We start from the raw sequence: 13,137 nt of genomic DNA, 5'->3' as shown, positions 1-13,137 counted from the left end.
AAATGCACGCGGTATGCGGCGTGTTGCTGTGCAAACACGGTCGCTCGCGAGGGAGAAATCAGCTCCAGGAGTACTCGGCGCGTAGCCGCGCGGCCACGACCTCGAACTTCTCCCGCGCCAGGATCGCGCCCTCGCGGCGGATGCCCTCTTCCGGCACGTCGAGCACGCGGTCCAGCCGCACCCAGCTCGCCCTGCTCTCGTAGTCCCAGGTGCCGGTGCCGATGCTGACCCAATTGGGGTCTTCGCGGTGATGTTCCTGGCTGGAGAGCATCAGGCCGAGCAGCACGGCCCGGTCACGCCCGACAATCAGCACCGGCCGGTCCTTACCCTTGGTCGGATCGTCTTCGTAGACCACCCACGTCCACACGATCTCTCCGGGATCGGCCTGGCCGTCGAGGTCGGGCGCGTAGGACAGCTTGCGGGCCCGGTGTGCGGTCGGGACGAAGTTCTGGCTTACCGGCCGGCCCGCGGTGATCGCGCGGGGCTCAGCAGCCGGCGCGCCGACGATGGCGTCGATACCGAGCTTGATGCCGTATTGAAGACCGCGCGCGACGGTCTCGGGTTGCAGCTGCTGGCGGATGAACTTCGGCGCCTCGTTGAACACCAGGTTCTCCGCAAAGCGCTGGAAGGTCTGCAGCCCTTTCCAGGGGGGAGCCATATCGACGAGCTTAAGGGAAGGTCCGTTCCCACGATTGTGTCGCCGGGGGCCTCGCTAGATACCCTGGTAGCGCACCATCCGACCCGGCTCAGGAGATTCCCATCAGCAGTTTCGCCGACAAGACGTTCACCGCGCCGGCGCAGATTCGGAACTTCTGCATCATCGCCCATATCGACCACGGCAAGTCGACGCTGGCCGACCGGATGCTGCAGCTGACCGGCGTGGTCGCCGATCGTGATATGCGCGCCCAGTATTTGGACCGGATGGACATCGAGCGCGAGCGCGGCATCACGATCAAGGCGCAGAACGTCCGCTTGCCCTGGAAGGTCGGTGACGAGGAGTTCGTGCTCCATCTGATCGACACTCCGGGCCACGTCGACTTCACCTACGAGGTGTCCCGGGCGCTGGAGGCGTGCGAGGGCGCGGTGCTGCTGGTCGACGCCGCTCAGGGCATCGAGGCCCAGACGCTGGCGAACCTCTATTTGGCGCTGGACCGCGATCTGCACATCATTCCGGTGCTCAACAAAATCGACCTGCCGGCCGCCGACCCGGACCGCTACGCGGCCGAGATCGCCCACATCATCGGTTGTGAGCCCACCGATGTGCTGCGGGTGTCGGGCAAGACGGGCGACGGCGTTGCGGACCTGCTCGATCACGTCGTGCGCGAGGTGCCGCCGCCGACGGGCGACGCCGACGCGCCGGCCCGCGCGATGATCTTCGACTCCGTCTACGACACCTACCGCGGTGTGGTGACGTATGTGCGCGTGGTGGACGGCAAGATCGTGCCGCGTGAACGCATCAAGATGATGTCCACCGGTGCCCACCACGAGCTGCTGGAAGTGGGCATCGTCTCGCCCGACCCGAAGCCGTCGGTGGGTCTCGGCGTTGGCGAGGTCGGCTACCTGATCACCGGTGTGAAGGACGTGCGCCAGTCAAAGGTCGGTGACACCGTCACGAGTGCGAAACACGGTGCGACGGAACCGTTGACGGGATATCGCGAGCCGCGCCCGATGGTTTACTCCGGGCTGTATCCGGTCGACGGCTCGGATTACCCGGATCTGCGCGATGCGCTCGAGCGGCTGCAGCTCAACGACGCCGCGCTCTCGTGGGAGCCGGAGACGTCGGTGGCGCTGGGGTTCGGCTTCCGCTGCGGCTTCCTCGGGCTGCTGCACATGGAGATCACCCGTGAGAGGCTCGAGCGCGAATTCAACCTCGACCTCATTTCGACCTCGCCCAACGTTGTCTATCGCCTGGTACAGGAAGACGGCAGCGAGATGGTCGTCACCAACCCGTCGGATTGGCCGGAAGGCAAGATCCGCACGGTGTTCGAGCCAGTGGTGAAGACCACCATCATCGCGCCGAGCGAGTTCATCGGCACGATCATGGAACTGTGCCAGTCCCGACGCGGCGAGCTCGGCGGCATGGACTACCTGTCGCCGGAGCGCGTCGAGCTGCGCTACACAATGCCGTTGGGAGAGATCATCTTTGACTTCTTCGACGCGCTGAAGTCGCGCACCCGTGGCTACGCCAGCCTCGACTATGAGGAGTCCGGCGAGCAGGAAGCGGATCTGGTGAAGGTCGACATCCTGTTGCAGGGCGAGGCCGTCGACGCCTTCAGCGCGATCGTGCACAAGGACGCGGCGTTCGCCTATGGCAACAAGATGACGACCAAACTCAAGGAGCTGATTCCGCGTCAGCAGTTCGAAGTTCCGGTGCAGGCCGCGATCGGTTCGAAGATCATTGCTCGCGAAAACATCCGCGCGATACGCAAAGACGTGCTATCGAAGTGTTACGGCGGTGACATCACGCGCAAGCGCAAGCTGCTCGAGAAACAAAAAGAGGGCAAGAAGCGAATGAAGACCATAGGTCGGGTTGAAGTGCCTCAGGAGGCATTCGTCGCGGCTCTGTCCACCGACGGCCCGGCCGACAAGACGAAGAAGTAGGTTCCACCAGAAGATGATGCGCTCAACGACTCGCATAGTGGGTGCGTTGAGCGCGTGCGTCCTGCTGGCGGCGTGTGGCGCTCCTGTCCAGGACGCGCGGCCCACGGTTCGCATCGCCGAAGCCGTCCAACCTTCTCCTGCGCGTGCGCTCGACAAGATTTTGCCCACCCAGGAAGAGCTGTCCGTCCTGGGGCCCAACGGCATGATGGGCCAGCGCGTCCAGGGCGGTCCGAGCATGCTCCTGGCCACCATCGGCGAAGCTGACGCCACACCCGCCGACTGCGTCAGCCCGACGTACCGGCTGCAACGGGTGGTCTACGACACCGCTGCGGTGCAATCGGTCGCCAGCCAGTCGTGGACAGGCGGATCGTTCGACGCGCCCCCGGTGTCGGGGTTCTTCGGCGTGGTGCAGTTCTCCTCTGAGGCCGACGCGCGCGCGTTCTTCGCCGACGCGGCGGACAAGTGGCATCGGTGCAACGGACAGGCGCTGGTACTGAATCAGCCCGACCACGGTGCGCAACGCACGAGCAGGATCACCGACGTGACCGTCGACGGCCGGATGGTCTCGGCGATGGTGATGCAGGACTCCGGTTCGATGTCCCAGCGCGCGCTCGGGGTGGCGGCGGATTGTGTTGTGGACGTGGAGGTTTCCGACATGAACGGCTTGGGCGGCCCGCAGGCGGCCGCGACGTTGGCCCGGGTGATGCTGGAGAAGGTCGGCACCGCGTAGCCGCCGGAATTCGCCGGTGGTGCCCGCATTCGCCGTCAGTCGGTCACAATAACGCGGTGACCTACATCGGTACGGCCAAGCGGAGACACGCCGCCGCGGCCGTGATCGCAGCATCCGTCCTGCTCACCGGCTGCGTGAGCACCGTGGCGGGTACCGCGGTGCGTCCACCGAACGCCGGGCGCAGCGACGTGCCTCCGCTGGACGAGTCGAAACTCGACGACCTGGTGCTCCCGATCGGGGAGATCAACGCGATCATGGGCTCGTCCGCGATGGAGGTCACCAGCGAGCTGGACGAGATGACCGACCATTCGGACGCGGTGTCGGACCCGGACTGCCTCGGCGCGATCTACGGGGCCGAGGAGCCCGTGTACGCCGGCAGCGGCTGGACCGCGGTGCGGGACCAGATATCGCGCGAAGAAGGCGACGACAACGAGCACTGGGTCGAGCAGACCGTCGTGCTCTATCCGTCAGCCGACAAGGCGCAGGATTTCTTCGAGAAGTCCAAGGCGCAGTGGGAGAGTTGCAACGAATCCACCGTTTCGGTAGGCAACGGCGGCGACGCATATGACTGGGATATCGACGAGTTCAATGCCGAAGACGCCCTGGTCACTCAGGTGACGACGCAACGGGACGCCGCCGGATGGGCATGCCAGCACGCGCTTTCACCGGTTTCGAACGTCACGGTCGAGGTGTGGGCGTGCAGCTACTCACCAGGGGACGAGGCCGAGACCATCGTCACCGACATCGTCGCCAACGCCGCCGAGAAGTAACCGGCCGACCGCCTGGCCCGGTTTCGACCGGGCAACTCGAGGCGGTATGCGTTGCCTGGCAGGAGTACGCAACGCGCGTAACAGTGCTCGCGGCGGGGTGTCTAGGACGGGGCATTGGCCGGCACGAAAACCCCTGAGCTGTCAGCCTCCTCCTCGGCGCGGATCACGTGGACGACGGCGTTGATCAACGCCAGGTGGGTGAATGCCTGCGGGAAGTTGCCGAGATGCCGTCCGGTCCTCGGCTCGATCTCCTCGGCATAGAGGTGCAGCGGGCTGGCGAACGACAGCAGCCGTTCACACAGGTGCTTGGCGCGGTGAATCTCGCCGATCTCGACGAGCGCGGACACCAGCCAAAACGAGCAGATCGTGAATGTGCCTTCCTCACCGGACAATCCGTCGTCGGTTTCCTCGACGCGGTACCGCAGCACCAGGCCCTCTTCGGTGAGTTCGTCGGCGATCGCGAGCACCGTTGCGCGCACGCGCGGATCGTCGGAGGGCAGGAACCGGGTCAGCACCGCCAGGAGCAGCGAGGCGTCGAGCGCATCGTCGCCGTAGCGCTGCGTCAGCACGCCGCGGGAGTCCACACCCTTCTTGAGGATGTCGGCCTTGATCTCCTCGGCGATCACGCGCCATTGCTGCGCGTAGGACTTCTCGCCCTGCAACTCCGCGAGTTTGGAGCCTCGGTCCAGTGCGACCCAGCACATGATCTTGCTGGACGTGAAGTGCTGCGGCTCGCCGCGCACCTCCCAGATTCCGCGGTCCGGTTCCTTCCAGTGCTTGATCGCTTCCTCGACCTGTTGCTTGAGCACCGGCCACAGCGTGTCGGAGATCTGCTCACGCGACTTGGCATGCAGGTACACCGAATCCAGCATCGTGCCCCAGATGTCGTGCTGCATCTGGTTGTAGGCGCCGTTGCCGATCCGCACCGGGCGGGCGTTGTCGTACCCGGACAGGTGGTGAAGCTCCTCCTCGACGAGGCTGCGTTCACCGCCGACCGCGTACATCACCTGAAGTGGGTGGCGCTCACCGTTGTTGGCGCCGGACACGTCGGCGATGAACGCGAAGAAGTCATCGGCCTCACGGTCCAGACCCAACGTGTACAGACCCCACAGCGCGAACGTCGAGTCACGCACCCAGGCGTAGCGATAGTCCCAGTTACGTTCGCCCTGAGGGGTTTCCGGCAGCGACGTGGTGGGCGCGGCGAGCAGGGCGCCGGTCGGCGAATATGTGAGGCCCTTGAGCGTGAGGGCGCTGCGCTGCAGGTAGGCGCGCCATGGATGATCGGGGAATTCGCCGATGTTGATCCACTGCCGCCAACACTCGCTGGTCGCCCACATCTTGTCGGCGGCTTCGTCGTACGTCTGCGGCGCCGGATGCTTGGACCAACTCAACGCCACGTAGGCGTTGTCACCCTCCTTCATCCGGGTGCGCGCCCGCGCCTCGTGCCCTTCCAGTCCCAACCGCAGATTGGTCGTCAGCCGCATCGTCGGGTGGGCGTCAGGATCGCGGCTGGCGCGGGCGATCGCCTCGCTGTATGCCTGGGCCGAGTACTCCCATGTCGCGGCGACCCGGTGGTAGTCGAACGCGGGCTCGCAGTTCATCACCAGTTCGACGGTGCCGCTCACACATCGCACGGTGCGCAGCAGAATGTGCTCGGCGTCCCAGTCCATCGGGGTGCGACGGTGCGTCCGCGACCGGGTCTCGAGGTCGTGCCAAGGACCCATCACGAGCGCGTCGCGCACGATCACCCAGCCGGTGTGGGTTTGCCAGGTGGTTTCCAAAATCAGGCTGCCGGGCAGGTAGCGGCGTGCGGCAGGCACCGAAACCCCGTACGGGGCGAGGCGGAAATGGCCGGCGCGACGGTCCAGGATGGCGCCGAACACGCTGGGGGAGTCGGGGCGCGGGACACACAACCATTCGACAGACCCCGCCGAGGAGATCAGGCAGGTGGTTTCGCAGTCCGACAGGAACGCGTAGTCGGCGATGGGCGGGAACGGGTTCCGCAGGGACCCGCCGGTGGTGTACGGCACCGGGGCCGTCACCGACAACGGGGCGTTGTAATCGATGTCCTTCGATGGCCCACCGGAGGCGGCGTCTTGCAGAACCATCCCGACATCATCGACTGCCGACGTGCCTGGCGTCCACTTATCGCCTGCGTGTCCTGCGAAGGCGCGGTCAGCGCCGAGCAAACTCCGGCACGTGTTCGGGCAGGGGGCCGATGGCGATCCCGTACCCAGCCACAGTGCGCAGCGGGCGAACCCGCGCCGCCATTCGGATGAGCAGCGGCGGTTTGGCCGGCCGGGTCGAGGTCACAGCCACCGCGATGACGCGATTGTGGACGACGCGTTGCACCGCTTGAATGAGCGCCGCCGGCAGCCAGCGCCGGGCCTGGACGCGGGCCAAGGTCTTGGTGGAGACGGCGCCTTCCCGCAGCGGACTCGCCAGCATCCCCGCCGCCGCGACGGCATCTGCCACCGCAAGGTTGATCCCCACCCCACCGACCGGGGACATGGCGTGGGCGGCGTCGCCGATCAGCAACAGGCCGTCGCAATACCATCGCCGCAGCCGGTTGAGCTGCACGTCGAGCAGCTTGACATCGTTGAACGACGTCAAGGAGGCGACGTGGTCGGCCAACCACGGGACGAGGCCCACCACGCCGCGGTGTAGTGCCTCGATGCCCTGCGCCCGAAGTTCGGCATCCCGGCCCTTGGGGATCACGTAGGCGCACTGGTAGTAGTCGCCGCGATCGATCACGATCTGCGCCGCCCCGGCGCCGAGGACACCGGCCAGGCCGGGCGGATCGCCGGCCGCACGGGGGAGCCTGAACCACCACACATCCATCGGCGCCCCGAAGCTTCGGGGCCGCAGACCCATCGCCGCGCGCAGCGTCGACGAACGGCCGTCGCACGCCACCGTCAGAGCGGCACGCATCTCGCGAGTCTCGCCGTCAGCGCCGCGGTAGCGCACCCCGACCACCTTCTCGTCGCTGAGCATCGGCCCGAGCACTTCGGTGCTGCGAAGCAGGCGAAACGTCGGCTCCTTCTCGGCGGCGGCGGCCAGCAACTCGAGGAAATCCCACTGCGGCACAAGCGCAATGTGCTTGTGCGGACCGGGAATTCGGCCCAGATCGATGCCCACCTCGGTGCCCTGGACGCTCATGGTCAGGGTGTCGATCTCACGGTGCGGAACTTGCGCGAACTCCGATGTCAGCCCCAGTTCGTCCAGCAGGCGCAGGGTGCTGGCGTGCACGGTGTCACCGCGGAAGTCGCGCAGAAAATCGGCATGCTTCTCCATGACTGTGACGTTCACGCCCGCACGGGCGAGCAGGAGTCCGAGCATGATGCCCGCGGGACCGCCACCGGCGACGATGCATGTGGTTTCTGATTTCTCGCCCGGCACGACGTCATCTTCGCATCGAATAGTCTGGCCGCATGGGCGGCTTCCTCAGTTGGTGGGACGGTGTGGAGCTGTGGCTCTCCGGACTGCCGTTCGTCGCCCAGACCGCGGTGGTGATGCCGGTCGTGCTGGCCCTGGCCTACGGGGTCGCAGTGGTACTCGACGGAGCACTGGGGAACGGGATACGGGTCTTGCGCCGGGTCAAGCACGACGACGAAGACGTGGACCAGCGATGAGAGGTGGCATGCCGAGGTCGAGGGTGACGTTGGTGCTGGTCATCCTCATGGTGCTGGTCGTCGTCATGTGGTGGCTGACGCGCTAGCGGGCAAACGTGAGCGGAGAACCTGGGAAGACTCTGTTATTGTTCGCGCCATGCGTACGGCATCCGGCAACAAGAGTGGTCATGTCTTGACCCTCATTGCCGTGGGTTTCACCGCCGTCGCTGATGTCTGTTGTTGTCGCTGACTCCACACCCGTCCCGCGGTCTGGTGTCGGTAGCGGCTGAACAGTGCCGACATACTGATGCATAACCTTGCTGTCGTGACGGGATCACCACGTAACTCCCGCAACGAAAGGTCATCATGGTCAACATTCGTAAGACGTGGCGCACCGCCGCCGTCGCGGCGGCATCCGCGGCACTGCTCGCCGCGTGCGGCGGGGGATCCAGCGACGTCGCGGGCGGCGACGGTGAGCAAGGGGCCGCCGACACCACCCTGACGGTGGTCGCCTACGCCGTGCCCGAACCGGGCTGGAGCAAGATCATCCCCGCGTTCGCGGCGACCGAAGAAGGCAAGGGGGTCGCGGTCACCACGTCCTACGGCGCCTCGGGCGACCAGTCGCGTGCCGTCGTCGACGGCAAGCCGGCGGACCTGGTCAACTTCTCGGTCGAACCCGACATCACCCGTCTGGTCAAGGCCGACAAGGTGGCCAAGGACTGGAATGCCGACGCCACCCAGGGCATCCCGTTCGGTTCGGTTGTCTCGCTGGTCGTGCGCAAGGGCAACCCGAGGAACATCAAGGACTGGGATGACCTGCTGCAGCCGGGGCTCGAGGTCGTCAGCCCGAGCCCGCTGAGTTCGGGGTCTGCCAAGTGGAACCTGCTGGCGCCGTACGCCGCCAAGAGCAACGGCGGCCAGGATCAGCAGGCGGGGCTCGACTTCGTCAACAAGTTGGTCACCGAGCACATCCGGACGCGGCCGTCGTCGGGTAGGGAGGCGACCGACCTGTTCCTGCAGGGCACGGGTGATGTGCTACTGAGCTATGAGAACGAGGCGATCAACATCGAGCGCCAGGGTAAGCCGGTCGAGCACGTCAACCCGCCGCAGACCTTCAAGATCGAGAACCCGGTCGCGGTGGTTACGTCCAGCGCGCATCAGGAGCAGGCCAACGCGCTGAAGAACTTCCTCTACACCCCTGAGGGCCAGAAGATCTGGGCCCAGGCCGGCTTCCGGCCGGTTGACCCCGCGGTCGCCGAGGAATTCTCGACCGACTTCCCGACTCCGGAGAAGCTGTGGACGATCGCGGATCTGGGCGGCTGGAGTGAGGTCGACCCCGCGCTGTTCGACAAGGACAATGGATCGATCACCAAGATCTACAAACAGGCCACCGGATGACAGCTGCTCTTGACGACGAGGCGACCCGGCCGAAATCCACCGGGAGTGGTGGAGCCGGGCCGCCTCGCGGCTTCTTCAGGAGCCGCTACGGCAGCACGCGGCTGCGCGTCGGCGTCGCGACGACATGGCTGTCGGTCATTGTGCTGCTGCCGCTCGCCGCGATCGTGTGGCAATCGGCAGGCGGCGGCTGGGCCGCGTTCTGGCAGGCGATCACCTCCAACGGCGCGCTCGAGTCGTTCCGTGTCACGTTGACGGTGTCGCTGGCGGTCGCGGTCGTCAACCTGTTCTTCGGATTGATCGTCGCGTGGGTGCTGACACGCGACGACTTTCCCGGAAAGCGCTACGTCGACGCGATCATCGACCTGCCGTTCGCGCTGCCGACCATCGTCGCCAGCCTCGTGATGTTGGCCCTGTACGGCCCCAACAGTCCGGTTGGCATCTCGCTCCAGCAGACCATCTGGGGCATCGGCATCGCGCTGGCGTTCGTCACGTTGCCGTTCGTCGTTCGTTCGGTGCAACCGGTGCTGCTGGAACTGGACCGGGAGGTCGAGGAGGCGGCGGCGTCGTTGGGTGCCGACAACTTCACCATCTTCCGGCTGGTGATCCTGCCCGCGCTGCTGCCGTCGCTGCTGTCAGGAGCGGGCCTGGCTTTCTCCCGCGCGATCGGCGAGTACGGTTCCGTCGTGCTCATCGGCGGTGCGGTTCCGGGCGAGACAGAGGTCTCTTCCCAGTACATCCGCCAACTCATCGAGTTCGACGATCGGACCGGCGCCGCAGCGGTATCCATTGTGCTGCTGGTCATTTCGTTCGTCGTCCTGTTCATTCTTCGCACCATCGGATCGCGGGCGGCGAAGCGGGAGGAGCTGGCCGCATGATCCTGTCCCGCACCACGCGGTACCTGCTCCGATTCCTGGCGCTCGGGTATGTCTTGGTCCTGCTCGTCGTGCCGGTCGGACTGATCCTCTGGCGGACGTTCGAGCCCGGAGTCGGCGCCTTCTTCGAGTCGATCACCACTCCGGCTGCCATTTCGGCACTGCAACTGTCGTTGATCGTGGTCGCGATCGTGGTGCCGCTCAACGTCGTCTTCGGGGTGCCGACCGCGCTGGTGTTGGCGCGCAACAAGTTCCGCGGCAAGAGCGTGTTGCAAGCGGTCATCGATCTGCCGTTCGCGGTGTCACCCGTGGTGGTCGGCGTGGCGCTCATCCTGCTGTGGGGCTCGACCGGTGTGTTCGGCTTTCTCGAGAACGACTTCGGTATCAAGATCATTTTCGGCTTCGCCGGGATCGTGCTCGCCAGTATTTTCGTGACGATCCCGTATGTCATCCGTGAGGTCGAACCGGTGCTGCACGAGTTGGGTACTGACCAGGAGGAAGCCGCGTCGACACTGGGTTCCAGTGGGTGGCAGACGTTCTGGCGGATCACGCTGCCCTCGATCAAATGGGGCCTCATGTACGGCGTCGTCTTGACCGTCGCGCGCACGCTCGGCGAATACGGCGCGGTGATCATGGTGTCGTCGAACCTGCCCGGTATCTCCCAGACCCTGACGCTGCTGGTATCCGACCGTCATGCACGCGGTGCGGAGTACGGGGCGTACGCGATCTCCACACTGCTCATGGCGGTGGCCGTCGTCGTCCTGATCGCCCAAGTGATTCTCGACGCCCGCCGCGAAAATACAAGCAAATAGGCTTGAGGAGCCCTGATATGACGAACGCGATCACCGTACGGAACGCGAACAAGCGCTACGGCGACTTCGCAGCTCTGGACAACATCGACTTCGACGTTCCCGCGGGTTCGCTGACCGCGCTGCTCGGCCCCAGCGGTTCGGGCAAATCAACGCTGCTGCGCGCGATCGCGGGACTCGACCAGCCAGATACCGGGACCATCACCATCAATGGCGAGGACGTCACCGGCGTCCCGCCGCAGCGCCGCGGCATCGGCTTCGTCTTCCAGCACTACGCGGCGTTCAAGCATCTGTCCGTCCGCGACAACGTCGCCTTCGGCTTGAAGATCCGAAAGAAGTCGAAGGCGGAGATCGCCGAGAAGGTCGACAACCTCCTTGAAGTCGTTGGGCTCGCCGGTTTTCAAACTCGCTACCCCAACCAGCTCTCCGGTGGGCAGCGCCAGCGTATGGCGCTGGCCCGGGCACTCGCCGTCGACCCGCAGGTGCTGTTGCTGGACGAGCCGTTCGGCGCCTTGGACGCCAAGGTCCGCGAAGACTTGCGGGCGTGGCTGCGACGACTGCACGACGAAGTACACGTCACCACTGTGCTGGTGACGCACGATCAGGCGGAGGCGCTCGACGTCGCCGACCGGATCGCGGTGCTCAACAAGGGCCGCATCGAACAGGTCGGTTCGCCAACCGATGTCTACGACAAGCCGGCCAACGCATTCGTGATGTCGTTCCTCGGAGCGGTCTCATCCCTCAACGGCAGCCTGGTCCGGCCGCACGACATTCGCGTCGGCCGCAATCCCGATATGGCGATCGCGAACTCCGACGATTCTGTTCAGACCACTGGAGTGCTGCGAGCCACCATCGACCGAATCGTCATGTTGGGCTTCGAGGTCCGCGTAGAGCTGACCAGCGCCGCGGACAAGACCCCGTTCACGGCGCAGATCACGCGTGGTGACGCTGAGGCGCTCGGCCTCAAGGAGGGGGACACCGTGTACGTGCGTGCGACGCGGGTTCCGGCGCTGCCCGGCGGTACCGACCTTCCCGCCGCCGACAAAGCTGACGAGGACGAGTCGCTGACATCGGCCTGATCCGGCTGCTCCGCCCAGCTCAGAAGTAGCCGTTCGCAGGTGGGCTCACGCCGTTGACCGCGTAGTTGCCCGCCGCATACGCCTTGTACGCCAACGGGCTGTGCGTGGCGACGGTGCGGGCGTTGCGCCAGTGCCGGTCCAGGTTCAGCGCGCGGGCGGTGGCTGACGCGCCGCCGGTGTCGAACAGCCGCTCCGCGGCCGAGATGGTCAGCTTTTCGGCCACCAACTGCGCCTTGGCGACCGTGACGGCGACGTCGGTGACCGCGTGCTGGTCGTGCTCCAAACCGTGACCGACGAGCCGGTCGATCGAATCAGCTGCCGCCAACACGATGGCTTCGGCCGACGATGCGGACGCCGAGATGTCCCCGACAGCCTGCAGGACAAAGGGATCCGTCGCCGCGCTGTCAGCCACCGAATGTGACGCCGGACGCGCCTTTGTGCGGACGTAGTCGACCGCGTCGTCGAAGACGGCGTAGGCGATACCGACCGCCACCGACGCCAAGTACAGCTGCAGGAACGCGGTCCCGTGTCCCAGCGTGGTGCCCTCGGATACGGTGACGACCTCGTTGGGCCGAACCTCGACCTCGGTGAACCGCGTTCCGCCGCTGGCGGTGGTGCGCTGGCCGAATCCGTCCCAATCGTCGAACAAGTCGACCCCCGTGCGGTCCGCCGGGACGATCACCTGCACATCGCGGCCGTCGGCGTCCAGGGCCGATACCGCGATCACATCGGCGAACAACGTGCCGGTGGAGTAGAACTTGTAGCCGTTGAGCCGCAGCACCCCCGAGGTGTCGGGCAACACCTTGGTGTCGGCGCTCGACGGCGCCCTGCCCGCGGCGTCGGTGATCGCGTTGCCGACGACGAGCCCCGCGTTCACGCGCGGAAACCACTCGCTGCGCTCACCGGGTACCGCGCGGTTACTCAGCAGACGTTCGGAGAAGCCGAAATGCGCCCGCAGCGCCTGGGCGACATTGGAACTGCCGCGGCCGATCTGAATCACCGCGGTCAGTACGTCGCGCACCGTGCCACCGGGGCCGCCGAACTCGGTCGGCACCCGTAGTGCGAGCACGCCCGTCCGCCGGATCGCTTCGACGGCGGCGTACTGCAGCACCCGCTCGCGTTCGGCGGCCGGGTCTTCGCGCCGCAACGTGGCGACGACATCCGTGAGTCGGGCCAACCGTTCGTCGACCGAGCCGCCGAGTGGCTGGGTAGAGAACGGCGTGCGCGGTGCGACGGGTTCGCGGGTGACGGTCAAAGCAGCTCCATG

The 13,137-nt window shown here is 66.0% G+C and carries 13 protein-coding genes; 9 read left to right on the top strand and 4 right to left on the bottom strand.

Annotated features, from left to right (window positions below):
- Nucleotides 1–58: 58 nt before the first annotated feature.
- On the bottom strand, nt 59–658 hold the full coding sequence (locus G6N42_RS11250; RefSeq protein ID WP_163729661.1) for a type II toxin-antitoxin system PemK/MazF family toxin: 600 nt from the start codon (nt 656–658) through the stop codon (nt 59–61).
- 95 nt (nt 659–753) lie between these two features.
- Here G6N42_RS11250 and lepA point away from each other — a divergent pair, with 95 nt between their 5' ends.
- From lepA to G6N42_RS11235, 3 genes are read left to right on the top strand one after another with little or no spacing between them, the layout of a single operon-like run.
- Nucleotides 754–2,601: a translation elongation factor 4 gene (lepA, locus tag G6N42_RS11245; protein WP_163737317.1), complete on the top strand. Its 1,848-nt coding sequence runs from the start codon at nt 754–756 to the stop codon at nt 2,599–2,601.
- Between the two features lie 16 nt (nt 2,602–2,617).
- Nucleotides 2,618–3,331 carry a sensor domain-containing protein gene (locus G6N42_RS11240; protein ID WP_163729659.1) on the top strand — a complete coding sequence of 238 codons (714 nt, stop codon included), beginning with the start codon at nt 2,618–2,620 and terminating at the stop codon, nt 3,329–3,331.
- 56 nt (nt 3,332–3,387) lie between these two features.
- Entirely contained in the window at nt 3,388–4,101 is a 714-nt protein-coding gene (locus tag G6N42_RS11235; RefSeq protein ID WP_163729657.1) for a sensor domain-containing protein, read from the top strand.
- A gap of 101 nt (nt 4,102–4,202) precedes the next feature.
- Here G6N42_RS11235 and G6N42_RS11230 read toward each other — a convergent pair whose 3' ends face one another.
- Together G6N42_RS11230 and G6N42_RS11225 are read right to left on the bottom strand one after the other, a co-directional pair.
- Complete coding sequence (locus tag G6N42_RS11230) at nt 4,203–6,209, bottom strand: glycoside hydrolase family 15 protein (RefSeq protein ID WP_163729655.1); 2,007 nt, start codon at nt 6,207–6,209, stop codon at nt 4,203–4,205.
- Nucleotides 6,210–6,276: 67 nt separating this feature from the next.
- Nucleotides 6,277–7,500 carry an FAD-dependent oxidoreductase gene (locus G6N42_RS11225; RefSeq protein ID WP_163729653.1) on the bottom strand — a complete coding sequence of 408 codons (1,224 nt, stop codon included), beginning with the start codon at nt 7,498–7,500 and terminating at the stop codon, nt 6,277–6,279.
- A 32-nt stretch (nt 7,501–7,532) separates the two neighbouring features.
- On the opposite strand from G6N42_RS11225, the gene G6N42_RS11220 reads away from it, so the two are divergent.
- The 6 genes from G6N42_RS11220 to G6N42_RS11200 all read left to right on the top strand — a co-directional run bounded on the left by G6N42_RS11220 (nt 7,533) and on the right by G6N42_RS11200 (nt 11,870).
- Complete coding sequence (locus tag G6N42_RS11220) at nt 7,533–7,733, top strand: hypothetical protein (RefSeq protein ID WP_083125268.1); 201 nt, start codon at nt 7,533–7,535, stop codon at nt 7,731–7,733.
- A gap of 136 nt (nt 7,734–7,869) precedes the next feature.
- Entirely contained in the window at nt 7,870–7,962 is a 93-nt protein-coding gene (locus G6N42_RS31575) for an Ms4533A family Cys-rich leader peptide (protein WP_350310121.1), read from the top strand.
- Between the two features lie 116 nt (nt 7,963–8,078).
- Complete coding sequence (locus G6N42_RS11215) at nt 8,079–9,110, top strand: sulfate ABC transporter substrate-binding protein (protein WP_163729650.1); 1,032 nt, start codon at nt 8,079–8,081, stop codon at nt 9,108–9,110.
- Nucleotides 9,107–9,985, top strand: coding sequence for a sulfate ABC transporter permease subunit CysT (gene cysT / locus G6N42_RS11210; protein ID WP_163729648.1), 879 nt, complete (start codon nt 9,107–9,109; stop codon nt 9,983–9,985). Before G6N42_RS11215 ends, cysT begins: the two co-directional genes overlap by 4 nt.
- Complete coding sequence (gene cysW, locus G6N42_RS11205; RefSeq protein WP_163729646.1) at nt 9,982–10,794, top strand: sulfate ABC transporter permease subunit CysW; 813 nt, start codon at nt 9,982–9,984, stop codon at nt 10,792–10,794. Before cysT ends, cysW begins: the two co-directional genes overlap by 4 nt.
- Before the next feature lie 17 nt (nt 10,795–10,811).
- Entirely contained in the window at nt 10,812–11,870 is a 1,059-nt protein-coding gene (locus G6N42_RS11200) for a sulfate/molybdate ABC transporter ATP-binding protein (protein WP_163729644.1), read from the top strand.
- A gap of 19 nt (nt 11,871–11,889) precedes the next feature.
- Here G6N42_RS11200 and G6N42_RS11195 read toward each other — a convergent pair whose 3' ends face one another.
- Nucleotides 11,890–13,125: an acyl-CoA dehydrogenase family protein gene (locus G6N42_RS11195; protein ID WP_163729642.1), complete on the bottom strand. Its 1,236-nt coding sequence runs from the start codon at nt 13,123–13,125 to the stop codon at nt 11,890–11,892.
- Nucleotides 13,126–13,137 lie beyond the last annotated feature (12 nt).

It is taken from the genome of Mycobacterium gallinarum, assembly GCF_010726765.1.
Classification (GTDB): Bacteria; Actinomycetota; Actinomycetes; order Mycobacteriales; family Mycobacteriaceae; genus Mycobacterium; species Mycobacterium gallinarum.
The sequence above is the reverse complement of the archived record's forward strand: the minus strand, read 5'-3'. Positions and strand labels throughout refer to the sequence as shown.

Bases quoted from the DNA above. Each gene is read 5' to 3' on its own strand.
- G6N42_RS11250 (WP_163729661.1), bottom strand. From the start codon at position 658: ATGGCTCCCCCCTGGAAAGGGCTGCAGACCTTCCAGCGCTTTGCGGAG.
- G6N42_RS11240 (WP_163729659.1), top strand. From the start codon at position 2,618: ATGCGCTCAACGACTCGCATAGTGGGTGCGTTGAGCGCGTGCGTCCTG.
- G6N42_RS11230 (WP_163729655.1), bottom strand. From the start codon at position 6,209: ATGGTTCTGCAAGACGCCGCCTCCGGTGGGCCATCGAAGGACATCGAT.
- G6N42_RS11220 (WP_083125268.1), top strand. From the start codon at position 7,533: ATGGGCGGCTTCCTCAGTTGGTGGGACGGTGTGGAGCTGTGGCTCTCC.
- G6N42_RS31575 (WP_350310121.1), top strand. From the start codon at position 7,870: ATGCGTACGGCATCCGGCAACAAGAGTGGTCATGTCTTGACCCTCATT.
- G6N42_RS11215 (WP_163729650.1), top strand. From the start codon at position 8,079: ATGGTCAACATTCGTAAGACGTGGCGCACCGCCGCCGTCGCGGCGGCA.
- cysT (WP_163729648.1), top strand. From the start codon at position 9,107: ATGACAGCTGCTCTTGACGACGAGGCGACCCGGCCGAAATCCACCGGG.
- cysW (WP_163729646.1), top strand. From the start codon at position 9,982: ATGATCCTGTCCCGCACCACGCGGTACCTGCTCCGATTCCTGGCGCTC.
- G6N42_RS11200 (WP_163729644.1), top strand. From the start codon at position 10,812: ATGACGAACGCGATCACCGTACGGAACGCGAACAAGCGCTACGGCGAC.